This window comes from Erwinia sp. STN24 (assembly GCF_041320675.1).
Taxonomy (GTDB): Bacteria; Pseudomonadota; Gammaproteobacteria; order Enterobacterales; family Enterobacteriaceae; genus Erwinia; species Erwinia aeris.
Genome location: NZ_JBGGPM010000001.1, coordinates 904409 through 928647 on the forward strand (window position 1 = coordinate 904409; position 24239 = coordinate 928647).

The 24239-nt window shown below is 56.9% G+C and carries 18 protein-coding genes; 11 read left to right on the top strand and 7 right to left on the bottom strand.

Features of this window, described 5'->3' with window-relative positions; translation table 11 throughout:
- Nucleotides 1-79 precede the first annotated feature (79 nt).
- On the top strand, nt 80-295 hold the full coding sequence (locus ACA373_RS04290; RefSeq protein WP_253454060.1) for a DUF1471 domain-containing protein: 216 nt from the start codon (nt 80-82) through the stop codon (nt 293-295).
- A gap of 97 nt (nt 296-392) precedes the next feature.
- Nucleotides 393-1046, top strand: coding sequence for a metal-binding protein ZinT (gene zinT, locus ACA373_RS04295; protein ID WP_370734059.1), 654 nt, complete (start codon nt 393-395; stop codon nt 1044-1046).
- Between the two features lie 36 nt (nt 1047-1082).
- Here zinT and ACA373_RS04300 read toward each other — a convergent pair whose 3' ends face one another.
- Nucleotides 1083-2330 carry an aromatic amino acid transporter gene (locus ACA373_RS04300; protein ID WP_370734060.1) on the bottom strand — a complete coding sequence of 416 codons (1248 nt, stop codon included), beginning with the start codon at nt 2328-2330 and terminating at the stop codon, nt 1083-1085.
- A 194-nt stretch (nt 2331-2524) separates the two neighbouring features.
- Between ACA373_RS04300 and ACA373_RS04305 the strand changes: the two genes are divergently transcribed.
- A complete protein-coding gene (locus ACA373_RS04305) occupies nt 2525-2767 on the top strand; it encodes a DUF2534 family protein (protein ID WP_370734061.1) in 243 nt (80 codons plus the stop codon).
- A gap of 155 nt (nt 2768-2922) precedes the next feature.
- Nucleotides 2923-3714: an SDR family oxidoreductase gene (locus ACA373_RS04310; protein ID WP_253454054.1), complete on the top strand. Its 792-nt coding sequence runs from the start codon at nt 2923-2925 to the stop codon at nt 3712-3714.
- 152 nt (nt 3715-3866) lie between these two features.
- On the opposite strand, the gene ACA373_RS04315 is transcribed toward ACA373_RS04310, so the two are convergent.
- Nucleotides 3867-4781, bottom strand: coding sequence for a LysR family transcriptional regulator (locus tag ACA373_RS04315; RefSeq protein WP_301250768.1), 915 nt, complete (start codon nt 4779-4781; stop codon nt 3867-3869).
- Nucleotides 4782-4915: 134 nt separating this feature from the next.
- On the opposite strand from ACA373_RS04315, the gene ACA373_RS04320 reads away from it, so the two are divergent.
- Nucleotides 4916-5662 carry an SDR family oxidoreductase gene (locus tag ACA373_RS04320; RefSeq protein WP_370734062.1) on the top strand — a complete coding sequence of 249 codons (747 nt, stop codon included), beginning with the start codon at nt 4916-4918 and terminating at the stop codon, nt 5660-5662.
- Nucleotides 5663-5692: 30 nt separating this feature from the next.
- On the opposite strand, the gene ACA373_RS04325 is transcribed toward ACA373_RS04320, so the two are convergent.
- Nucleotides 5693-6769 carry a YncE family protein gene (locus ACA373_RS04325; RefSeq protein WP_370734063.1) on the bottom strand — a complete coding sequence of 359 codons (1077 nt, stop codon included), beginning with the start codon at nt 6767-6769 and terminating at the stop codon, nt 5693-5695.
- Nucleotides 6770-7075: 306 nt separating this feature from the next.
- Between ACA373_RS04325 and fhuE (ACA373_RS04330) the strand changes: the two genes are divergently transcribed.
- A complete protein-coding gene (fhuE, locus tag ACA373_RS04330; RefSeq protein ID WP_370734064.1) occupies nt 7076-9217 on the top strand; it encodes a ferric-rhodotorulic acid/ferric-coprogen receptor FhuE in 2142 nt (713 codons plus the stop codon).
- Nucleotides 9218-9289: 72 nt separating this feature from the next.
- Here the strand turns inward: fhuE (ACA373_RS04330) and ACA373_RS04335 are convergent, their stop codons facing one another.
- Together ACA373_RS04335 and fhuE (ACA373_RS04340) are read right to left on the bottom strand one after the other, a co-directional pair.
- A complete protein-coding gene (locus tag ACA373_RS04335) occupies nt 9290-9646 on the bottom strand; it encodes a cyclophilin-like fold protein (RefSeq protein ID WP_253454044.1) in 357 nt (118 codons plus the stop codon).
- Nucleotides 9647-9890: 244 nt separating this feature from the next.
- A complete protein-coding gene (gene fhuE, locus ACA373_RS04340) occupies nt 9891-12086 on the bottom strand; it encodes a ferric-rhodotorulic acid/ferric-coprogen receptor FhuE (RefSeq protein WP_370734448.1) in 2196 nt (731 codons plus the stop codon).
- A gap of 360 nt (nt 12087-12446) precedes the next feature.
- Between fhuE (ACA373_RS04340) and ACA373_RS04345 the strand changes: the two genes are divergently transcribed.
- Both ACA373_RS04345 and ACA373_RS04350 read left to right on the top strand, forming a co-directional pair.
- Nucleotides 12447-13634, top strand: coding sequence for an MFS transporter (locus tag ACA373_RS04345; protein ID WP_253454042.1), 1188 nt, complete (start codon nt 12447-12449; stop codon nt 13632-13634).
- Nucleotides 13635-14009: 375 nt separating this feature from the next.
- Nucleotides 14010-14465 (top strand): hypothetical protein, encoded by a 456-nt coding sequence (locus ACA373_RS04350; RefSeq protein WP_253454040.1) that lies wholly within the window; start codon nt 14010-14012, stop codon nt 14463-14465.
- 92 nt (nt 14466-14557) lie between these two features.
- Here the strand turns inward: ACA373_RS04350 and ACA373_RS04355 are convergent, their stop codons facing one another.
- Both ACA373_RS04355 and ACA373_RS04360 read right to left on the bottom strand, forming a co-directional pair.
- Complete coding sequence (locus ACA373_RS04355) at nt 14558-15574, bottom strand: NAD(P)-dependent alcohol dehydrogenase (protein WP_253454038.1); 1017 nt, start codon at nt 15572-15574, stop codon at nt 14558-14560.
- A 165-nt stretch (nt 15575-15739) separates the two neighbouring features.
- A complete protein-coding gene (locus ACA373_RS04360; protein WP_370734449.1) occupies nt 15740-17056 on the bottom strand; it encodes a methyl-accepting chemotaxis protein in 1317 nt (438 codons plus the stop codon).
- A 278-nt stretch (nt 17057-17334) separates the two neighbouring features.
- Here ACA373_RS04360 and ACA373_RS04365 point away from each other — a divergent pair, with 278 nt between their 5' ends.
- Genes ACA373_RS04365 through ACA373_RS04375 form a run of 3 tightly spaced genes read left to right on the top strand, consistent with a single transcriptional unit; the run spans nt 17335 to nt 24199 of the window.
- Entirely contained in the window at nt 17335-18837 is a 1503-nt protein-coding gene (locus tag ACA373_RS04365) for an SrfA family protein (protein WP_301250764.1), read from the top strand.
- A 2-nt stretch (nt 18838-18839) separates the two neighbouring features.
- On the top strand, nt 18840-21821 hold the full coding sequence (locus ACA373_RS04370; RefSeq protein WP_253460964.1) for a virulence factor SrfB: 2982 nt from the start codon (nt 18840-18842) through the stop codon (nt 21819-21821).
- Nucleotides 21818-24199 carry a virulence factor SrfC family protein gene (locus tag ACA373_RS04375; RefSeq protein ID WP_370734066.1) on the top strand — a complete coding sequence of 794 codons (2382 nt, stop codon included), beginning with the start codon at nt 21818-21820 and terminating at the stop codon, nt 24197-24199. The genes ACA373_RS04370 and ACA373_RS04375 overlap by 4 nt, the downstream gene beginning before the upstream one ends.
- Nucleotides 24200-24239 lie beyond the last annotated feature (40 nt).

Here is a 24239-nt window from a genome sequence, read left to right on the forward strand (position 1 = left end):
ACCCGCACCAACGCGCTTATCATTCCTTACATCAAGGCGACATGCCTTTAAATCTGATAATTAAAGTAAGGAACCTTCCATGAAAGCCATCAAAAAATTAGTTGTTTTTACCGCCCTTTCACTGATCTCTTCCGTGAGCTTCGCCCAAAGCGTCACCGCCTGTGCTTCCACCCTGGACGCCGCCGAAGCGCAGATTTCAGCTCAGGCAAAAGCGGCCAACGCCTCTTACCGCATTACCGAAGCCAATTATAACAACGGCGTTCATATGACCGCGGTTCTTTCTGCTAAAGAGTAATAGCCAGCTATGGCCTCCGTTACTGGCGGCGCAACTTCATTGCTGTCCGCCCAAATGTTATGTTATAACATTTAAAAATTACGGGGCGGAGGATGGTATGTTGGCGGCAAAAGTAAAAAACGTGGGCCTGGCGCTAGGCGCCCTGCTGATGTGCGGACAGGTTTTTGCACATGGTGCCCACTCGCACGGTAAGCCATTGAGCGAAACCGAACAGAAAGCGGCGGAAGGCGTTTTTAATAACCAGGACGTTAAGGAAAGAAGCCTGACGGACTGGGACGGCGTCTGGCAGTCGGTCTACCCTCTGCTGGACAGCGGCGAGCTTGATCCCGTGCTGCAAAAGAAAGCCGAAAAAGATAAAAGCAAAACCGTTGAGCAGCTTAAAGCGTATTACCGCAAGGGCTATGCCACCGATATCGATACGCTGGCGATTGAAAACGATGTTATCGAGTTTCGTCGCGGCGACCAGGCCAGCAGCTGTCACTATCACTACAAGGGTCATCAGATCCTGACGTATGCTTCGGGAAAAAAAGGCGTTCGCTATCTGTTTGAATGCCGCGACGCCAACAGCAAGGCACCAAAATACGTGCAGTTCAGCGATCACACCATTGCGCCCCGCCAATCGGCTCACTTCCATATTTTTATGGGCAACACCTCTCAGGAAGCGTTGCTGAAGGAAATGGACAACTGGCCTACTTTTTATCCGTGGCAGCTGACCAACGCTCAGGTGGTTGATGAGATGCTGCATCACTAAAAAAACGGCCCGGTTAATACCGGGCCGGATAAATAGTTAGCCGCGAAAAACAGGCAGCCAGCCAAGCCAGCTCAGTGTCCACGCCAGCACGTTCAGCCCGCCAAACAGCATAACAATGACAATGGCTACATTTTGCCTGCCGGCGTGCGTGGTCGCTTCCGGAAACTTCTGCTGCGCTTTACGCGCCAGCAGCGCAGGTACAATCACCGCCCACAGCGTGGCGAACAGACCGGCAAAGCCAATCGCGGCGATAAAGCCGTTCGGAAACCACAGGGAAGCGCACAGCGCCGGTAAAAACGTCAGACAGGCCGTTTTTAATCTGCCCAACCGCGTATCCGCCATCTGCAATCGGTCGGCAATAAAATCAAACAGCCCTGCCGTCACGCCAAGAAACGAGCAGATCACCGCGAAGTGCGAGAAGACATCCATCAGCAGCGCCAGCGCGCTGACGTGCAGATAGCGCCGTAAGGCCGCCATCAGCGCCTCGATATCCCCGCCCGCATCGATAATGGCAGGGAAAGAGGCGCGCGGAAGATTGCCCATCGTGCCGGTCAGCCAGAACAGATAGATCACCAGCGACATTAAAGTCCCCAGCATCAGCGCTCGATTTACCTGTTTTTTATCGCCCGCATAGTAGCCGATCAGGCCGCTGATATTGCCGTGATAGCCGAAGGAGGCAAGGCAGAACGGCAGCACCGCCAGCGTATAAGGCCAGTAGGCCTGCCCGGAGGCGCCGCTGTTAGCCAGCGTGGCAATATCCAGCTGCGTCAACAGCCCGCCAAACAGCGTCACCAGCAGCAGGATTTTCGCCAGCACGCAGAAGGTCATCAGTCGGCTGACGCCTTTGGTGCCCAGCCAGACCACTGCCGCCACGCACAGCGTGAGCATGATTTTGGCGTCCGCCACGGAAAGATGCAGACCCGCGCGATTTAAAGAGCTCTGGTAGACCGGCCCGCTGGCGGAGATATAGGCATAGGTAAGAATGCCCAGCACAAACAGAATGCTCAGCCCGTTTACGGCCGCCCAGCCGCGTCCGAGCAAATCGCGCGTGATGGTATCAAAACCGGCGCCCAGCGGATAATGCTGGCTGGCCTGCACAAACAGTAATCCTGTCAACAACATGCAGACCCAGCTGACCATCAGGATCAGCAATGACCAGCCGTACCAGGCGCCGGCCATGACCACGGGAAGCGTAAACATACCGGCGCCAACCACGGTTCCGCAGATGATCATCGCGCCCCACCATACCGAAGGCCGATGGCGGGCTAACGAACTCTCCCTCATAAGTTTCCTGCTAAATAAATGACGTTAAGCCCGCAATTCTACTGCAAATGCCCCGCTATAACTGTACATAATTCCGCCCGACGGCGAAAAACCGCACGCGGCTGAATTGAGGGGACGGTTTTGCCGAGTTTCAGGAACGTTTTGCAAAGGGAGTTGTTATACTGCGGCGCACTATTTGCTTGTGGAAACGGGTTATGAAACGGAAAGAAACAAAGCGGTTTATCGCCGTGCTGGTTATCGCACTTACCGTGATGTCGAAAGTAATGATCGGCGGCGCGATTGACGAATACCATATTCCTTTACACGACTGGTCAGCGGGCATGCTGGCGCCACAGCTGTTTATGATCGCCGTCTATTCGCTGGTCTTTACCGGCCTGCTGGCTATTCCGCTCTGGTACTGGTTTTTGGGCGAAAATGTTGACTCAACGCGTCATTGAATCGCATTCAACAAAAATAAAATATTGATTTAAAATAGTTTATTTGAGAAGCCAGTGACAACGCGCCATTGAACGTGCGCAGGCTGCCCGCGTCCCGCTTTTTTGCTGCTACGGTTAAAAGACCGCTAACGCAGAATATAAAAAGAGGATCGGGCATGAATAAAATTGCATTGATTACCGGGGCTTCCAACGGGATCGGGCTGGAACTGGCCAGAATTTTTGCGAAAAATGGTTATGACATTGTGGCCGTAGCGCGCAATGAGGAAAAACTGCACAAGGCCTGCGAGGATCTGCGCGGCTACGGCACAAAGATCCACGCACTAAGCGTGGATTTAAGCCGCTATGATGAGATCGAAAAGCTGAAGCAGCGCATCGATAACGACGGGCTGGCGCTGGATGCGCTGGTTATTAATGCCGGTCAGGGGCTGGGCGGCCGCTTTATTGGCGGCACGGCGCTGGAAAAAGAGCTACAGCTAATCCGTCTTAACGTCGATTCTTACGTTCATATGGCTAAAATTTTCCTGCCTGCGATGATCGAACGTCAAAGCGGCCACGTCCTGATGACCTCTTCCATCTCCGGCACCTCGCCCATCCCTTTCGAGGCGATTTATGGCGCGAGCAAAGCCTTCGTCAATTCCTTCTTCTGGGCCATTCGCAACGAGCTGAAAGGCTCGGGCCTGAATATGACGCTGCTGATGCCCGGCGCGACGGAAACCAACTTCTTTAAGAACGCAGGCCAGGCCAATACCAAAGTTGGTGCCAGTCAGCCGACCAAACCGGCGGAAGTGGCCGAACGCGCCTGGTATGCACTGATGAGCGGTCATGAATATGTTTACGGCAGCGATGAGGCCGAACATGAGGGCGACGTGCTGAACCGCATTCAGAGCGAATCGCAAAAGGCGCAGCGCCACCGCATTATTTCAGAGCCGGATTCGGCGTCACGCTAATCCTTCTGCCTGCCGGTAAAATCGGCAGGCAATGCTTATTTAATAAGCTATGCCTTTGTCTTTGTTGAATAAAATTAAATTATGCCGTTATATATCCCCGGTAATTTTCTGACCAAGGGCTTTATCGTTTAATCCGTCTCAACATCAGTATTTCATTCACTTCCCACATTGATACGAGCCGGAAACGTCTCTGTTAACCAGTCGATAAAAACGCGCAGGCGGTGCGTGACGTGGCGATTTTGCGGGTAAACCACATGAAAAGGATAAGGCGCTGGCCGCCACGCCTGCAGGATTTCCTGGAGCTGGCCGGTTCTCAACGCTTCGCAGGCCGCGTAGGTAAACGTCTGTACGATACCCAAGCCGGCCAGCGCTGCCGCCAGATGCGCGTTGCTTTCGTTTACGCCGAGCCGGTACGGCGCTTTGATTTCCATTTTTTCTCCCTGCCGTGCGAAGCGAAACGGAAAAGCCCTGCCGCTGTCCGACGAGAGATAGCTAACCAGCCGATGGCCATTGTTCAGCTCCTGCGGGCTGGCAGGCACGCCGTAGCGCTTCAGATAGCCCGGCGTGGCGCAGGTAATCAGCGTGGCAAAACCAATCTGCCTGGCAACCAGCGATGAATCCGCAAGCGGGCCGCCGCGAATAACGCAGTCCACGCTGTCGCCGATGAGATCGACTGCGCGATCCGATACCCCCAGATCGATACGGATATCCGGATAGCGGGCCATAAATTCAGGCAACGCCGGGATCAGCACGTCACGGGCCGTAGAGCCGCCAATATCAATACGCAACTGCCCGTGCGGCTGGCCGCGAATAGCGGTAAAAGCGCCGTCAATATCTTCCAAATCCTTCAGGATCCGGGCGGTTTTTTCATAATACTCGCGTCCTTCGGGCGTGACGGTAACGCGACGGGTGGTGCGCTGTAACAGCCTGATACCCAGATGCGCCTCCAGCTGCTGCACCAGTTTACTTAGCGTCGCGTTGGGCATCGAAAGCGAATCCGCCGCGCGGGTAAAATTTCCCGTTTCCACTACGCGGGCAAAAGCCCGTATCGCCATAAGCTGATCCATCTCTTTTGTCCTGATTATTTCCGTGCAGGGATAGTTATTTTCATTTTACAGGATTTATCAACAAAAGGCGGAAGGCTACAGTGCCTTCTCACCCGGACAAGCCGGGCCACTATCTGTCCACAGCGGAGAAGAAGATGAACGCACTGAATGGCAAGATCGCGTTAGTTACCGGCGGCACATCGGGAATTGGCCTGGCGGCCGCGCATGAACTGGCGGCTCAGGGTGCACGCGTGTTTATTACCGGAAGGCGTCAACCCGAGCTGGACACGGCCGTCGCCGCCATCGGTACGGCGGCAACGGGCATTCGCGCCGATGCCGCCGTGCTGGCCGATCTGGATAGGGTTTACGCCACTATCGCGGAAAAAGCGGGCCGTCTGGATATTCTGTTCGCCAATGCGGGCGGCGGCGATATGCTGCCGCTGGGCGCCATCACCGAGGCGCATTTTGATCGGATATTTGGCACCAACGTGCGCGGCGTGCTGTTTACCGTGCAAAAAGCGCTGCCGCTGCTGAGCGATGGCGCTTCGGTGATCCTGACCGCCTCCACCACTTCCGTTCAGGGGACGGCCGGCTTCAGCGTCTACAGCGCCAGCAAAGCGGCGGTACGCAACTTTGCACGATCCTGGTCACTGGATCTGAAAGAACGCGGTATTCGGGTTAACGCCATCAGCCCCGGCCCGGTAAAAACGCCTGGCCTGGGTGGATTAGTCAGTGAAGAGGAGCGCCAGGGATTGTTTGATTATCTGGCGGCTCAGGTGCCGCTGGGGCGTCTGGGCGAAGCGGAAGAGATTGCTAAAGCGGTCGCTTTTCTGGCTTCCGATGCGGCCAGCTTTATCAACGCGAGCGAACTGTTTGTCGATGGCGGTATGGCGCAGGTGTGATAATCAGGCGGCCCGCAGGCCGCCTCTTTCTTATTTCAGCGCGATACGGACTACGCTGTCCTTGCCTTTAGTCGAATCATCTTTGTTGAAATCCTGCTTGAGCGTGACGTAAAGCGTCTGCCCGTCCGGCGAAACCAGCAGGCTGTTCGGGCTGCTGTCGAACGACCAGCTGTTTTTCACCGCATAGCTGGTGGCGTCCAGCTGCAACACCTTTCTGGATTCGCGCTGGCTGATATACAGCTCGTTGCGCTTCGCGTTGAACTTGATGCCCAGCGCGTCGCCTTCGATGCGTTTGATCACTTTGCCGCTGCGCTCGTCGAACACCAGCGTGGTTTTCGCCTTTGAGTTGTCGGTGACGAACAGGCGGCCGGTGGCCGGATCTTCCGCCTGGTTCAGCAGCAGATAAGCTTTGCCATCGCCCGCCGTCCAGCGTTTTTCAATTTTCTGCGTGCGCGGGTTGATCACCAGCACTTCGCCGCCGCCGTTAGCCGCATAAAGACGATCGGTCACCGGCGAATAAATAATGCCCGTCACCCACTTGCCGGCGTTCCTGATGGTCTTGCTTAGCTTCAGCGTTTTGGCATCCACCACCCAAATAACGCCCGGATCGCCCACGCCGCCCACGTAAAGCTTCCCTTCGTGCCAGAAAATTTCACGCGCACCGTAAGGCGAGCCGTCTTTGCCCTTCTCGCTGAATGCCAGACGTTTCAGCACTTTGCCGCTCTCTGCATCCACCTTAGAAATAGTACCGTCGAGCGAGTTAGTGGTGTAGAACACGCTGCCGTCCGGCTCGACCGCCATACCAAAGTTTTTCAGATCGGTGTGGGTTTCACCGGTGGTTGCCAGCGTGGCGGGATCCAGACGATACAGAATGCCGCCGTTAACGTTTTTAAAAGATTGCGCGCTGGCGACGTAAAGCGCTTTCGGCGTCCAGGCCATTTCATACAGTCCATCGCCCAGCGCGCGCTCGACAGGCTGCGCTTGCGCTTTGGCCGTTGCGGCAGAATTAACGGGCGCTTCTGGTTTTTTTGCCGGGGTCTGACAGGCGGCCAGACTGAATGCAGCAACGACCGCAAGGGCTGCTTTACGCGGGCTAAAAGATTTCATGCAGGACTCCATCAATGGATAAACGGCCTGATAGCCGATAAAAAGAATGAGAAGCATACGCATTAGCAAAGGAGATGTAAATCTGCGCCATGCGTCAGACGGGATGAAGCGGCACGGCTAATGAGTTTTCCCTGTAAAAATAACAAGTTGTTACACTTTGCCGACAGGTTGTTTAGAGACTACTTAAAAGCAAATACTTATCATTAACATTCTCACTGCGATCTCCCCGCTGCGTGGCGCAGCCGGAGCGCCGTGAACGCACGTCCCACCGGACAATAAAAAGCAGTGGCCTATTGTGAGAATTTTATGTCTTTAAACCTCAGGGGAAACGGTGCGCGAGCGCCGGTATTTACCGTCTCGTTGCTGGCGCTGGCTATCCACGCCCTGCTCACTCCGGCGCTGGCCGAAGAATCTGCTATGGTCGTTAACGCGGCTTCTGACGACGGCAGCGCCAGCGAACAGCAGGATTACAGCGTTAAAACCACGCGCGCCGGCACAAAAATGCTGATGACGCCGCGCGACGTGCCGCAGTCGCTCAGCGTGGTAACGAAGCAGCGTATGGCGGATCAAAATTTGCAGTCGGTCGGCGACGTACTGGATAACACCACCGGCATCGCCAGCGAGGTTATCGATAGCGAACGCTCCGCTTATTTTTCACGCGGCTTCCAGATCACTAATTTTACCTACGACGATATTCCGACCTCCGTCAGCGATACCTGGAACTTTGGCGATGCGGCGGAAGATACCGCCATCTATGAGCGTATTGAAGTGGTGCGCGGCGCGACTGGCCTGATGACGGGCGCAGGCAGCCCTGCCGCTTCGGTTAATATGGTGCGCAAACATGCCGACAGCAAAACCTTTACCGGCAACGTGTCGGCCAGCTACGGCAGCTGGAACAAGCAGCGCTACGTGGTTGACGCTTCCGGCCCGCTGAGCGAATCCGGCAACGTGCGTGGCCGCGTGGTGGCGGGCTATCAGGATGGCGACAGCTGGCTGGATCGCTACCATAAAACTAAAAAATTTATCTACGGGGTTATCGATGCCGATGTGACCGACAGCACCACGGTTTCGCTCGGCTATGACTATCAGCAGACCCATACCGGCAATCCAACCTGGGGCGGCCTGCCGACCTGGTATAGCAACGGCACGCGCACGCATTACGATCGCAGCACCAGTACGGCGGCGGACTGGACGCGCTATAGCGTAGACTCGCGCAAAGTGTTCGCTAATCTCAGCCATCAGTTCGACAACGGCTGGATCTTCCGCGCCGACGGCACCCATGCGGAAGAAACCTTTAACGACAAGCTGCTTTATTTGCAGCAGTGGCCGGATGAACAAACGGGCGAAGGCACGACTGGCTTCGGCAGCAAGGACAGAGGCAAGCGCAAGCTGGATGCTTTCGATACCTATGCCAGCGGCCCGTTCAGGCTGTTTGGCCGCCAGCACGAGCTGGTGGTGGGCGGAAGCTACAGCCGTCAGCATAATGCGACCTACAGCGCCGACGGCCCTTACGACGAAGGCCAGATCGGCAGCTTCCACGACGGCTGGAACGGCGATGCGAACGAGCCTGCCTGGGGCGACTGGTATCAGAACGCGGACGATATGGTCAGGCAGAAAGCGCTGTACAGCGCCGCCCGCTTCTCGCTGGCCGATCCGCTGTCGCTGATTGTCGGCGCGCGCTATACCCAGTGGAGCACCACCGGCAGCAGCGGCGATGTGAAAAAGAACAACATCACGCCGTACGGCGGGCTGGTGTATGACATTAATGATACCTGGTCAGCCTATGCCAGCTATACCTCGATCTTCCAGCCGCAAACGTATCGCAGCAAAGACGGCGGCTATCTTTCGCCTGTGACCGGTAAAAATTACGAAGCGGGCCTGAAATCCGCCTGGGACGATGGTCGCCTGACCGCCACTTTTGCCCTGTTCCGTATTGAACAGGAGAACGCTGCCGAAGCGGATGGCGACAATTATGTGAACGGCTCCAGCGAACAGGCTTATGTTGCGACCAAAGGCGCAGTGAGCAGAGGCGCGGAATTCGAGCTGAACGGCGCGGTAACGGATAATCTGCAAATGACGTTCGGCGCGACGCGCTTTGTCGCGACGGACTCCACCGGGCGCTACAACAGCCAGATGCCGCAAACCCAGCTGAAGCTGTTTACCCGCTACCGTTTGCCGATGCTGCAGCAGCTGACCGTCGGCGGCGGCGTAAACTGGCAGAACCGCACTTTCCAGGACGCAACCGGCCCGGACGGCGAAACCAAACGGCTTTATCAGGGCAGCTATCCGCTGGCTAACCTGTTTGCCCGCTACCAGGTAACGAAGCAGCTGGCCGTGCAGGCCAACGTCAATAATCTGTTTGATCGCACCGAGTATACCTGGCTAAGCGACTCCGCCGTTTACGGCCAGCCGCGCAACTATGAGGTTAATCTCTCTTATACGTTCTGATTTTTTGGCATATACCCGGCGCGAAGCCGGGTTTTCATAATATGCCCCACAAATTGTGGCGCTGTCCGGCCCTCACCCTTTTTCGACCAGCTCAAAGGTGGCCGTAAAGGAGGATCTGTTTAGCGGCAGCTTCTCAATGCTGTCCAACTGTCCCAGCGTCACAAGCCCGGCGGCATAGCCAGAATCCTTGTAGAAGATAGCCAGATTGCCCCAGGGCGCATAAAAAGCGATATCGCCTTTTAAGGCACGGGTGCCCTCAGGCGATCCCTCTACTGAGAGTTTTGCAGGAAGATCGCTGATTTTTTCAGTCGCTGCGTAGTCGTTTAATTCCAGCGTTAGCGGCAGCATAGCCGCAAAATCCCTGGCCGCCTCGCTGTCATTCAGCGAGGCCAACAGAATAACGTTATCAATAACCATATTTATTTTCATGTTTTTCTCCCTGAGCGCGCACGCAGCCTCAGATAGCGAAGGATCAGCCGTTCCCGACTAACGTGTAGCGGTTTTTAAAGGGAACTAGTTTTAGCAGAGGCGCCAGGAAGGTTGAATGACTGTTTTAAGCATGCAGTAATGAGGATCGTTCATTAATGACCATCGAGTATAAAGAGAAAGATCCCCGCATTGATTTACCGGCAAAAAAATAGCTCCCGCAGGAGCTATCTTTATCTGTGCCGCATCAGAACTTATAGCTGGCCGTTAATGAGAAATTACGCGGTTCGCCGTAAACGATATATTGGTTCACGCTGGTGTCATATTCTTTATCAAACAGGTTATTGATATTGGCCTGTAGCGTCAGCTGCTTAGTCACCTCATAGCGGCTGAACAGGTTCACCAGCGCATAGCTGCCCTGCTCCGCGTGCCAGGTGCCGTTGCCTTCCGGCGCGGGCACATCCTGCCAGACGTGCGTCTGCCAGTTTACGCCGCCGCCGACCGTCAGCGCCTGGAGCGACGGCAGACGATAGCTGGTGAACAGCTTCAGCGACGTGCGCGGCAGCTGAGGGTTAACCGCTTCGTCTTCGCTGTCTTCCGCTACATAACGGGTACCGCCCACGGTCATTTGCCAGTTATCGGTCAGCGCGCCGTTCACTTCAAATTCAATCCCGCGGCTCACGGTGCCCGATTTGCCTACGTAGGCGGTATCGGTCGATCCGGCAATGATCTGTCCGGTGCTCTGGGCTACGTTGTCCTGTTCGATGCGGAACACCGACAGCGAGGTCGTGAGGCGGCTGTTCATCCAGTCAGACTTCAGGCCTGCCTCGTAGTTTTTACCAACCACCGGCGACAGGTAGCTGCCGTTGATATCACGATAGGTCTGCGGCTGGAATACCGAGGTATAGCTGCCGTAGGCTGACCAGTTTTCGTTGATGTCATACACCAGGCCGCCGTACGGCGTGATATTGTTTTTCTCCATATCCTGGGTCAGCGTATTGGTGCTCCAGCGCGTATAGCGCGCGCCGAGGATCAAATGCAGCGGATCGGCCAGGGTAATACGGGTTGCCATATAGGCGGATTTCTGACGCGTCACGTCTTCCTGCGCGAGCGTTCGCTCGCTCCATTCTGTTTCCGGGTATTGGCCGTTATAACTGTTGAAATCGCCCAGCATCTCTGAGGAAATGTTGTCAAAAGCGCTGTAATAAGTGTTCTTCTGCTTGCTGTAGCTGACGCCCGCCATCAGCTCGTGCTGGCGACCAAACAGCTCATAAGGGCCGCTGGCGAAGGTATCGACCGAGTCGACCTTGCGTTTACCGGTGTTATAACCGGTGCCGCCTACGACCGGGTAATCCGCATAGGAAGAGACGCCCGCGCCGGTGTTCTTATCGAAGAAACCGTCGATATAGAGCTGACGGCTGTCAAGGAAGGTTTCGTTATGGGTGCCGTTTAGCGTCAGCATCCAGCCATTGTCAAAACGCTGCTTCAGGTTAACAAAAACCTTTTTGCTTTCTTTATCGTTATAGGCCCACTCTGGCGCCGTGTTATAGCCGCGACGATAGTCGGTGGGCGATCCATCGCTATGCCAGCGAGGCACGCCGCTCCAGGTTGGGCTGTCCGCGTTGGTTTGCTGGTATTCATAGCCAACGGAAAGCGTGGTGTAATCGGTCAGATCGGCATCCACCACGCCGTAGATAAATTTCTTTTCGGCGCCGTAGCGCTCAACGAAGCTGTTGTTGTCCTGATAACCGGCAACTACACGGCCTCGTACGTTGCCGGATTCGCTCAGCGGCGAAGAGAGATCGGCTACGTAACGCTGCTTGTCCCAGCTGCCGTAAGTGGCGGAAAGCTCGCCCGTCGCGGTTTTGCTGTCCGCATGTTTGCGCACCATATTGACCGCGGCGGAAGGGTTGCCCGCGCCGGTCATCAGGCCGGTTGCGCCACGTACGACTTCGATACGCTCGTACAGTGCCGTATCAGACTGGGCGTCGCCCAGATTCCAGCGCCCTTCAAATACGGTCGGGATGCCATCGACCATATAGTTGTCAATCAGGAAGCCACGCGAGTAATAGGTGCGGCGATCCATATCCGCTACGGACTGCATCACGCCCGTTGTATTGTTCAACACATCGCCCAGCGATTGCAGCTGCTGATCTTCCATGCGCTGCTTGCTGATAATACTGACTGACTGGGGAATATCGCGCGCAATCATCGGCATTTTGGTGCCCGAAGAGGTGACGGGAACGCTGTAATCGGTAGCGGAGGTATCGGTGACATTATCTGACGCGGCGCTCACCGTAAGCGTTTGTTCTGCGGTTTCCGCCGCTGCTGCTGCCTGAGGCATCTGTAACGCCACGGCGACCAGCGCGGCGACGATGGAGTAAGAAGTGGCTACGCCGCCGTGCCGGCGGATTTCCCTGTTAATGTGCTGAGCAAAAAACATCACTACCTCGATCTTGTCATTAACGGCCTGAGCCGTTTAGCCACTGTGATTTTTGTTTTATGGAACGCTTTTACCGACGCTGCTACCCCGGCGATCGCCGAATGATACGGCCATCTACAAATGCGAATGAGAACTATAATTTTTTTTATTTCTTATGTAAAAGACTATTAATGAACTTTTCAGGATTTTGTAAGACGTAAGCCATGACGGGTAAACCGGCTACATAAGGGCATTCTGAAAAGGTTTACAACGGCGCTTTTTAGCCGTTAACATAGCGCCCAGACAGCCGGGCCAGCTCGGTTGCGTAAGCGTTAACGTCAACCAACGCATAATCAGCGGGCCGCGCCTGCTCTTTTTGCGATGTCGATAATGTCCCCAATTTTTACCCGTTCCGGTTTTTTCCTTACTGTTTTACTGCTTACCGCAGCCTGTTTGCGCGCCCCCCTGACGTCGATTGGCCCGGTGCTGGAAGATATTCGCCTGACCTTTAGCCTGACGGCTACCGACGCTGGCCTGCTTAATTTTATTCCGCTGATGATGTTTGCCCTGCTCGCGCCACCTGCAGCGTGGTCAGGCAATCGCTTTGGACTGGAGAAAACGCTGTGGCTCGCGGTCTGGCTGATCTTATCCGGTTCCGCTCTGCGCATTGCCGGCAGCAGCGCTGCGCTATGGCTGGGCACGGCGATCCTGAGCGGTGGTATTGCCGCCGCCAACGTGCTGCTGCCGCCGCTGATTAAGCGTGATTTCGCCCGGCATTCCGCCCGCTATATCGGTCTTTATGCCTGTGTCATGTCGATTACCGCCAGCCTGGCTTCCGGTATCGCGGTGCCGCTGGCATCGTTAACGAATGCGGGCTGGTTTTTTTCGCTGGCCGTCTGGCTGATCCCGGCGGCCATCGCGCTGGCGGCCTGGCTACCGCTGCTGAAACGCGCCCGGCAACGACAAACGACGCGCACACCGCTGGCGGTTTCTACGCTGCGCTCGCCGTGGCGTGCCGCATTAGGCTGGCAGGTTTCGCTGTTTATGGGATTGCAGTCGCTGGCCTTTTACACGCTGATTGCGTGGTTTACGCCCTGGGCTGAGGCGCAAGGATTCAGCCAGTTTGCCGCCGGCTGGCTGCTGTTTCTCTATCAGATTGTGGCAATCGTCGCCAATCTTGCCTGTATGCGGGCGCTGAAACGCCTGGCCGATCAGCGCGCTATCGCCCTGCTGGCTTCGCTGGCAATTTTTACCGGGCTGTGCGGCCTTTATCTGTTCCCTGCCCTGGCCGTGTTTTGGTTGATTATTGCCGGACTGGGCGCGGGCGCCTCTTTGGTGATAAGCCTTTCTCTGTTTGGTCTGCGTTCGGGCGATCATCATCAGGCTTCGCGCTTATCAGGCATGGCACAATGCGTAGGTTACGGTCTGGCCGCGCTGGGCCCGCTGGTTTTCGGCGTGCTGCACGAGCATTTTGACAGCTGGTCGGCCCCGCTGCTGTTTATGATTGCGTTAAGCCTGTTACAGGTGGCGATTGCGCCGCTGGCGGGAAGAAATAAGGTGATAGGTTAAGCCATTTGCCGCTTCGTTCCTGATTCGAAGCGGCACTTTACCCGCAAAAAATGCCTTTCTTACTGATAGTCTGTATCTGATTTAGCTGCGTTTTAGCCTGTATGAATGCGTGTTATTTCTGGAGTTTAGGTATGGAATTATTATCACTACCTTTAGTATGATGTAACTAAAGTGCGATCATGACTCCCGTTAGCCGGTTTTTATCCATCACGATTATCGGAAAACTGAGATCTTGCCTGCTCAGGCGCGTCAGGTCTTTGTCTGCGCCGGTTAAAAAATGCGATAAGGCACATTTTAAGAAGAGACCTGACTGTTTTCAGACGCGGCCAGGCGCTAAAATAGCGCCTTAAAAGCCGTAGAGGATAGTGAGGTATAATGATCTGTCGTTTCACCCTGGCCGTAGCGATGGCCGCCATAACCCTGACCGGCTGCACCAGCCACAAGAAAGATGAACCGGCCACAACATCGATAACGGCATCGGCTAAAGATTTCTTTAAAGGCCCGGCCGTGGTTTCGGCCGAAGATTTCTCCACGGGGCCAACTCAGGTTGACGTTTCCCACGTGACCAGCCGTACCGATGACGGCTCTGCCGTTTATGTCACAGTGGACGGTAAAGATGCCGGCGCGCTGATCCGCGGTCAGAGCCTGCAACTGCATTTGCCCGCAGGCGAGCACCAGGTTGGCGGCTATGTCCCTACCCTGCTCGGCTTTGGGCGTGTCACTATCCCGGCGGTAAAAGTGACCACCACGCCGGAAAAAGTAAAAAAGGTAGCCTACTCCACCGGCCTGAAGACCCCTGCTTTTACTGAAACGGACGCAGGCCAGGGCTAAGTACACATCATGGTTGTATCCGGCCAGGGCAGGCTAAAAAAAACGGCGACCGCAGGGTCGCCGTTCAGCATATCAGCAGCTAAAAGACCGCATCAGAAATCCGCTTTCAGCACCACACGATAGTTCGCCTTACCGGCGCGCACGTGATCCAGCGCTTCATTGATTTTTGACATCGGGAAATACTCCACGCGCGGCGCGATATCGCGGCGTGACGCCAGCTTCAGCAGCGAGCGCAGCTGGCCCGGAGAACCGGTAGACGAGCCGGTCAACGCTTTATCGCCCATAATTAGCTGGAAAGCGGAGACTTCAAACGGTTTCAGCACGGCGCCCACGGTGTGGAATTTGCCCTGCGGCGCCAGCGCGTCGAAGTAAGGTTTCCAGTCCAGATCCACTGCTACAGTGCTGATAATCAGATCGAAACGGCCCGCCTGGCTTTTCAGCGCTTCCGGATCGCGGCTGTTGATGACCTCGTCAGCGCCCATTTCCAGGATGGACTGCTTTTTATCTGGCGTGGAGCTGAACGCCACCACTTCCGCGCCCATCGCGCGCAGGATCTTGATAGCGATATGGCCCAGGCCACCAATGCCGATGACGCCCACGCGGCTGGTCGCCGTGACGTTGCTCATCAGCAGCGGTTTAAAGACGGTGATGCCGCCGCACAGCAGCGGGCCAGCGGTCGCCGCGTCCAGGTTTTCCGGCAGCGGAATAACCCATTGCCAGTCGGCGCGAAGCTTCTCGGCAAAGCCGCCGTTGTTCAGAATGGTAGGGATTGAACCCTGCTCGCAGTTAACCTGCTCGCCATTGATACAGGCGTCGCAGTGCTGACAGCTTTTCGCCGTCCAGCCAATGCCCACGCGCTGGCCAACGGAAAGCCCTTTGGACTTCGCTGCTTCGCCCATGGCGGACACGCGACCAATCACTTCATGGCCGGCAATAGTCGGATAGCGTGAGATGCCCCACTCGTTATCGATCATTGAGAGATCGGAATGGCAGACGCCGCAATATTCCACTTCGACTTCCACTTCCTCGGCGCTCAGCTCCGGCGCATCATACTCATACAGCTCCAGGGCCTTACCGGCTTCCATCGCTGCATAGCTTTTGATTTTCATGCTCTCTTCCTCTGTTTCGTTAACGGACTGAGTTTAGCAAAGCTCGCCGGATGGTCAGGGAGCGAAACGAGTCATTAGCGGCAGGGAGTGTATCAGGATGTAAAAATTGACGATCTGCGCCGCAATATGTCCACTATTGCGGCAGCCCGCCGGAAGATGAAGCCGCTATTTGGTCAGATGCTGCGTCACGTTGCCGATGGCATCCACCACCTGCTCGGAGTTGTTCTGAATATTTACGATAACGTCGCCCGCTTCTTTTACCAGCGCCACGCCGCTGTCGGCCCGCGCCAGGTTTGCGGTAATATTTTTTTGCGCCAGCTGTGCCAGCTGCTGGTTACGATCGACCACGCTCGCGATCTCCTGGCTGGCGCTATTGATATTGGCCGCCAGGCTGCGCACCTCGTTAGCCACGACCGCAAAGCTGCGTCCATGCGTGCCCGCTCTGGCCGCTTCAACGGCGGCGTTTAACGCCAGCAGGTTGGTCTGATTGGCAATAGAACGGATCGTTTCCACTATCTCGCCAATTTGCGCGGACTGGGAGCTAAGGCCGTTGATGTCTCCTGAGACTTTATGCATCTCGCTGGCGACTTCGTTCATGCGCGCCACGCTGTTTTCAATCACGCTGACGCCGAGCCGCGTGTTTTGACTGGTTTCCACCGCCGCTTTATACGCGTGATCGACCGCTTCGCGCTCCTGCTGGTTTTTCTCTACCTGTGCCGTTACGTCGGTAGCGAATTTGACAACCTCATAAAGCTCGTTGTTAGCATCGAAAATCGGGTTATAGGTGGCGCGTAGCCAAATCGTTTCGCCCTTGCTGTTAACGCGGGGGAATTGCCCGGCGACAAAGTCGCCCTTTTGCAGCTTGTGCCAGAACTCGCTGTATTCACGGCTGTTATACACTTCCGGCGCGCAAAACATGCGGTGATGACGCCCGATAATTTGCTCATGGCTATAGCCGGTGGTTTTTAAAAAGTTCTGGTTGGCGCGTAATACTTCACCCTTCAGGTTAAAAGCAATCACCGCCATTGAGCGGCTGATAGCAGTCGTCATCGCCCGCTGCTCCTGCGCATCCTGAATATGGCGAGTAATATCGGAGGCTAGCTTAACGATTTTAATCACCCGGCCGTGGCGATCCTGTACCGGCACATAGTTAGCTTCAAGCCAGATCGGGCGCTGATGTTTTGCCAGCCGCAGGAACTTATCACTGAAGCTTTCGCCACGCGCAAGGCGCTGCCAGAACTGACCATATTCCGGCGAGTGGATCAGCTCGTCGGTACAGAAGAGCCGATGATGCTTGCCAACGATTTCGCTCAGTTTGTAGCCCATTGTCTCTAAAAAAAGTGCATTTGCCGTCAGGATATGACCCTGTGGCGTAAATTCGATCATGGCGATGGCGTTGTTCAGCGAGCTGAGCGTTGCGCGTAAATGGCTGGCGTTGGATTTCAGCCAGGATAATATCCCCGATTTGGTAGAGCCGATCATGTTGTAACCTTTTGTCATATTTATGGTATTCGTCACAAAATCGTTATCGGCACTTTGGGTAAAAAATTAACCTCGGCCGCGCCTGTTATTGCGATAGGCGCTGCTTTTTCCAGCTATTTTCCTTAAAAATTAACCTGTTCCTGACTTTTTTTTGCGTCATGAGCTGAGTAAAACACGCTTTACCCTCTTATTTCTGCATTTGATTTAAGTCCACTCGACTACAGTAAATAGAAATTTGGATTAAAACTTATTGAATCCTGACTAAAAAAGGTCTTTGCGTGGCTAAACTATTTTTACGCAGCGGAAGCCTGGACGCGGTTCTGCCTCTTGGCGAAAACGGTCAGCCCGTTTATTTATCAGCCCTGCAGCTGCGCGAGACGCTGCGCCTGCGGAAACAGCAGCAGATAGCTGACTGCCTGGCTATCCCTCAACCCAACGATGCCGGTGACCGTCTGGACTGGTATTCGCCCATTTCCGGCAAAGTTATCTCCTGGGCTGCGGCCAGCGACAGCGCACGCGCGCACGCGTTAAATCAGCTGGTTGCCTGTCAGCAAACGGTGGCCGACCTGTGCCAGCGTGCGCTGCAGTCGGATAAAAACAGTCAGAAACTTTTTGGCGCGCTGCTGGCTAAAGCGATTCAGTTTCCCGATCAAAACTTTGTCTATCTGGTCGGCGGCAAACCCGTTCTGACCTTCTGGGGATTTGTCAGCCTTGAGAAAAAAGGCCAGCTGGATCCGCTGGATTGTCTGCGCGCCGTCGAAGAAGAAGTGCCGTTGACGCTGTCGAAAATGACGGCGGCCGCGCCGGTGGTTGCCGTCGCGCCTGCGGTAAGCGCGCCGCCTGTCGCTGCCGCCGTCGCGCCTGTCGTTACGCCTGTCGTTACACCTGCCATTGCGGCTTATCAGACCTCCGCCGAGCCGGAAAATGCGCCTGAGCCGCCGCCCGCTGCATCAGCGCCCGTTAAACCCGAGCCTGTGAAAAATACGGCTAAGCAAAACCTGCTGCGCTATGGCTGGATACTGCCTGCTGCCGCGCTGCTGGTTGTGTTTGGCGTGCAGATGAAAAACTATTTTTCCGCCATGCGTCAGGAAGTGACAGCGTCACAAGCCGCGAACGTAAATGAGCCGAAACCTGCGGTTGCGCCCGAGAAAACCGCTGCTGATATCAAGCAATCTGCTGCCGAACCGGCTAAACAAACCGCTGAGACGAAGCCGGCTGCCGATGCGGCTAAACAACCTGCCGAAACGCAGCCTGCTGCTGATGCGGTTAAGCAGTCTGCCGTTGCGCTGCCGGTAGCACCCGCCAGCGTCGCGGCCGTTACGGTGACGCCGGCGCAGTCCGCTGCTGAGACCACGCCAGCCCCGGTTGAACAGCCGCCTGCCGTGCCTGCGGGTAAAGATGATTTAGTGCTGCCTGCGGACGCGGTCAAGCTAGGCTCTACCCGTTTCCTTAACGGCAACTGGCGCGTGATTGTCGGCATTAAAACCCCGCTCACCGGCAAGCCGCCCGTGCTGCGCTATCAGCTGCGCAACGGCAAAGGCCAGGCGCAGATGACCCAGGGCGACGGCACGGTTTGTCGCGTGGAGGTCTACGCGGGCGTGATGAAATCCGGCAACCTGGTAATTAATAGCCGCACCCGAGCAAAATGCAGCGACGGTTCGCGCTACCACATGCCCGAGCTGACCTGCGTACAGGGCGCCGAAGGCACCGCCGCCGCCTGTAGCGGCCAATATGATGCCGATACCGTATTACCGATGACGATGAAGCGCGAGAGTAAATAATGATGCTGGCGACCGCAGATTTTAAACCGAACATGACGCTGATTCAGAACAGCGGCATCCAGTTCCTGGATTTTGCCCTGACGCCGGATCCGGAAAACGATTTGCCGGGCAAATTTGTCCGCCAGACGGCCAACGGCCCGCTGCTGCGTCTGAACTTTAACGCGCAGAGCGGCAAATATTTGCTGCCGATCGCGGTGGGCGGCATGCCGGAAGTGGTGAAGCCCGAGTTTAGTTTCCCGCTGGCGCAGTCGCTGGCGCTGCTGGACGGCGTGTGGCTGCCGCTACCCTTCTTTCGCTTTAATCCGCCCCGCACTTTTATCGGCGGGCCTGATAACTGGGCGCGCGTGCAGATTGTCGCGCTGGATAAGCCCGATCAAAACGGCAAGACGCATCGCATTTGCCTGGCTTTCGAAACCCGCACCTGGCAGGAAGGCGAAGACGAGTCGCTGGCGCTGGTGGAGAGCGACGTCAAAAACGGCGTCAGCTTCGCGCTGGCTTATCGCAGCAACGAGCTGGGCGAGTTTCTGGATCATACCTGGATCGACGGCTGGCTGCGCGAGGTCTTCAGCCAGCAGGCCGCCGCCGTCGAGCAGCGTCCGCAGGTTAATATCCGCACAGCGCTGCGCGAATTCGAATACCAGGCCCATTACCTGAATATTCTGCATATGCTCGGCCACCAGCTGGCGATGCCGGAGCTGAAGATCAGCGCCGCCACGCTACAGGAGCCGGCCATCCCGGTCGATTTGATCCTGGACGTTGGCAACTCGCATACCTGCGGCATTATGGTGGAAGATCACGTTGACGATCATCACGGCCTCAAGCACACCTATGAGCTGCATCTGCGGGATCTGGGCACGCCGCACCGCGTCTATAACGAGCTGTTCGAGAGCCGCGTTGAATTTGCCCAGGCCAGCTTTGGCAAGCAGAACTTCTCGATGGAAAGCGGACGCGATGACGCCTTTATCTGGCCTTCGATTACCCGCGTAGGCCGCGAGGCGAGCAACCTGGCGCTGCAGCGTTTAGGCACGGAAGGCGCAACCGGCATTTCCAGCCCGCGCCGCTATCTTTGGGATGAGGATGCCTACACGCCAGGCTGGCGCTTCAGCCGCACGCCGGGCAACGCCGCGCTGGAGCCGCTGGCAACCGCCGCGCCGCTGACTAATCTGGTTAATGACGAAGGCGAGCCGCTGTTCAGCCAGCCGCTGGAGGAGCGCCTGCCGGTCTTTACGCCGCAGTACAGCCGTAGTTCCGTAATGACGTTTATGCTTGGCGAACTGCTGGCGCAGGCGCTGCTGCAAATGAACAGCGCGCTGCAGCGCCAGAAGATGCTGCACAGCAGCGCGCCGCGCCAGCTGCGTAATATTATCCTGACGCTGCCTTCCGCTATGCCTAAACCGGAGCGCGAGATTTTCCGTCGTCGGATGCAGGAAGCGATCGCGCTGATCTGGAAAGCGATGGGCTGGCATCCGGCGGATGACGACTTTACCAGCGCCAAAGACAAGGCAAAAAGCAGCGTGCCGGTGCCGGAAGTCCAGATGGAATGGGACGAAGCGACCTGCGGCCAGATGGTTTATCTCTATAACGAAACGCAGGTGAACTTCGGCGGTCGCGCCGAGGCGTTCTTTGTCAGCATGGCGCGCCCCGATCGCGTTCGCGCGCCCGACGAGCCGGTGGGCAAAACGCTGCGTATCGCCTCCATTGATATCGGCGGCGGCACCACCGATCTGGCGATCACCCAGTATCGCCTGGATGACGGCGTCGGCAACAACGTGAAGATTATGCCGCGCCTGCTGTTCCGTGAAGGCTTTAAGCAGGCCGGCGACGACATTCTGCTGGATGTGATCCAGCTTTACGTGCTGCCCGCCTTGCAGCACGCGTTCAAAGAAGCCGGTATGGTGAACCCGGAAGGCGTAATGACGCGGCTTTTCGGCCATGAAGGTCGTCTGGACGGACATTCCACGCTGCGTCAGCAGGTTACGCTGCAAATTTTCATTCCGGTAGGCCAGGCGATTCTGGAAGCCTATGAAAAATTCGATCCGCTGGAGCTGAACGCCGAGCTGGATGCCCGCTTTGGCGAGCTGCTGGCCCAGGCGCCGACGCAAAAGCTGCTCGACTATATCAACCGCGAGATCCAGCGCGAGCTGCCGAACGAGGCGGAAGCTTTCGATCTGCTGCGTGTCCCGCTGGTGGTCAGGCTGAGCAAACTTCATGCGGAGTTCCTGTCGCCGCGTATGAATATTACCCAGAGCCTGCGCTCGATGTCGGAAGTGGTCGCCGTGTATGACTGCGACGTGCTGCTGCTGACGGGTCGCCCTTCGCGCTTCCCTGGCGTGCAGGCGCTGTTCCGCCATCTCCAGCCGCTGCCGGTCAGCCGTATTCTGTCGCTGGACGGCTACCACACCAACGACTGGTATCCCTTTAACAAACAGGGCCGGATTGAGAACCCGAAATCCACGGCGGCGGTCGGCGCTATGCTGTGCCTGCTGTCGCTGGATTTAAGGCTGGCGAACTTCTGGTTTAAGGCAGGTGATTTTCAGCCGTACTCCACTATTCGCTATCTGGGCATGCTGGACGGTAACGGCAGCCTGAGCGCCGAGAACGTCTGGTATGCCGATATCGATCTGGATGACGATAATTTCCGGCTCGACCCACGCGAGCGTTTTCAGGTTCGCGGCGCGCTGACGCTGGGATTCCGGCAGCTGGATAACGATCGCTGGCCCGCTTCGCCGCTTTACACCCTGTCGATCGCCGATCCGCAGCTGGCCCGCAGCGTGGCAGGCGACAAGGTGCTGAAGATCAAGCTGGCGGTGGCGGAAACCAAAGGCGAATTCGGCCCGGAAAGATTTGCTATTGCCGAGGCAACGCTGGACGACGGCAGCCGCGTGCCGCTGGAACATCTGCGGCTCAGGCTGAATACGCTGGCCAGCAGCGGCTCAGGATTAACCCATTACTGGATTGACAGTGGGAGCGTATATAAAAAATGAAAGCGTTGACGCCTAAGCCATCGGGGCAGTTCGGCAAAAAACTGGAAAACGTGACCAAGGGTATCGATCGCGCGCTGATTTGGCTGGAAAGCGCCCGTACCACCGCCCCACGTCTTAATATGGAAGCGGATCGCCTTGGCGTCCGGCTGCGGCATCAGCATAACAAGGCAACCCGGCTGAATGAGGCCGCGAGCAACGAGTGCGCGGTCGGCTTTTTCGGCCTGGCGCAGGCGGGCAAAGCCTGGCTGATCGCCGCGCTGGCCGCCAGTGAAAAAGGCCGGATGGAGCTGGCGCTGGGCAATACCACCTTTGACTATGCGCAGCTTAATCCGCAGCAGCAGAGCGCCACCATGGTGATGCGCTTCAGCGGCCGGCAGACCAGCACCGATAACGAATGGCCGGTGCAGCTGTCGCTGATGAGCGAAGAAGAGATCGCCGGCGTGCTGGCGCAAATCTGGGCCAAACGCAGCGGCAGCGAAACCATCGCGCTGGATGAGCAGCAGATTGCCGAGCGCATGAAAAGCGTCGCCGTTTATCGCCAGGCGCAGAGCGTGGAAGGCATGAGCAGCAATAACGTGGTGGCGCTGTGGCACCGTCTGAACGCCGCCCAGATTTGCCGCAGCAAGGCGCTGGAAAGTCATTTCTGGCCGCAGGCCGTGGAGCTGGCGCCGATGCTGGGCGTGGACGATCGCGCCCGCCTCTTTTCCCTGCTGTGGAATGAAGACCGCGATCTTTCCGCGCTTTATCGCCAGCTGGCGCACGTGCTGCATCATCTTTCCGGCGCGCGACGCGTGCTGGCGCCCATCAGCACGGTGGACGATCCCGGCCTGAGCGTATTAAACAGCAGCGGCCTGCGCTATTTTAACGCCTCATCGGATCGCGTTATTCAGGTAGTGCCGCAGCATAACGGCCGCAGCCTGAGGCCGGTTAACCTGGCGCTGGGCGAGCTGAACCTGCTGAGCCGCGAAGTGCTGCTGCCGTTCTACAGCGCGCCGCGTGAAAACCTGTTTGAACAGGTCGATCTGCTGGACTTTCCCGGTTTTGAAGAACCGTCAGTTCTGCCGGATGACAGCGCGCACGAACTGGCGCTGGCCTTTACCACCGCCAAGCGTCCTTTCCTGTTAACCCGCGCCGCAGAACGGCAGGATGTCGACTTGCTGATGGTCTGTAACGCTTCCAGCCAGCGCGCGGATACCCGCATCGTGGGCCGTGTGCTGGACAACTGGGTGAAGCAGACCCAGGGCCAGCCGCACAGCGGCCGCAAACCTGCGCTAATCTGGGCGCTGACGCCTTTTGACCAGCGTATTACGCACGGTCAGAACCACGACGCCGCCGTACAGCGCTACGTGGGCAATCCCGGCGATGCCTGGGGCACCATGCTGACGATGGACGATAAGGGCGTGAAGCGGATGGCGGGCTGGCTGACCAGCGAAGTCAGCCGCGAAAACAAAATGACGCGCTTGCAGGAACAGCTCAGCGAGATCCGTCGCGAGCTGAGCGATAACCTGCTGGGCCGCTGGTATCTGGCGGCGGAAAAAGAGGAGCCGGAGGCCCGCCTGCGCGTTGCCGAAACGCTGCTGAAGGCGTTGCAAGCCAGAACCGGCGTGCACGGCGAGCTGCTGGAGCGGCTGCTGCCGACGCGCGAAACGCTGCGTCACCTGTTTATGCAGCAGCAACACCCCGCCGAGCGCCGCAGCAACGAAGAGTATGCCCTGACGGAAGAGGATCCCTTCGGCATTGGGATGAGTATCGATCTGTTGAGCAACGATCCTTTACCGCTGCCGCTGGATGCGCAGCAAACGGGCGAGGAGAGCGAAGCGGAAAATGGCTTTGCGCAACAGGTCTACCGTTACTGGATCAACCTGCTGGGACAGCTGCCCGAACAGGACGCGCTGCTGGAGCTGCTGGGCGTGACGCGCCCCACGCTGGAGATGCTGACTGAAGAGCTGACCACGGCCAGTATTCGTCTGGATATTGAAGGCGCGCTGGTGAAAATCCTGACGGATAAAGATGCGGCGAATACCCCGGCCGAGATGCTGGCCGATCGCCAGGTCTCCCGCGCGCTGAGCGTGCTGGGCGATTTCGTCGCCTGGCTCGGCTTCCAGCATCTGCCAGAGTCGGCGCGCCCCGACAGTAAAATCAATCGTGGCCAGAAGATCTTCGCCCGTCCGGAAACCCAGGCCGCCAGCCTGGGGCCGGGCCAGCGGCTGACAAAGCTGGCGCTGAAGCCTAATAACCATGCCGCCTACTATATCTATGACTGGCTGGTGGGGCTGAATGAAACCATTCTGCTGAACGCCGGTTATTCCGCCGCTCGGGAGATTGACGGCGAGCACCGCGCGCAGCTGGCTGAGATTTTGAAGCAGACAGGTAAGTAGCAGGCACGGGAGAAAGCCGTTGCAGGATGGCGGCGGTTTA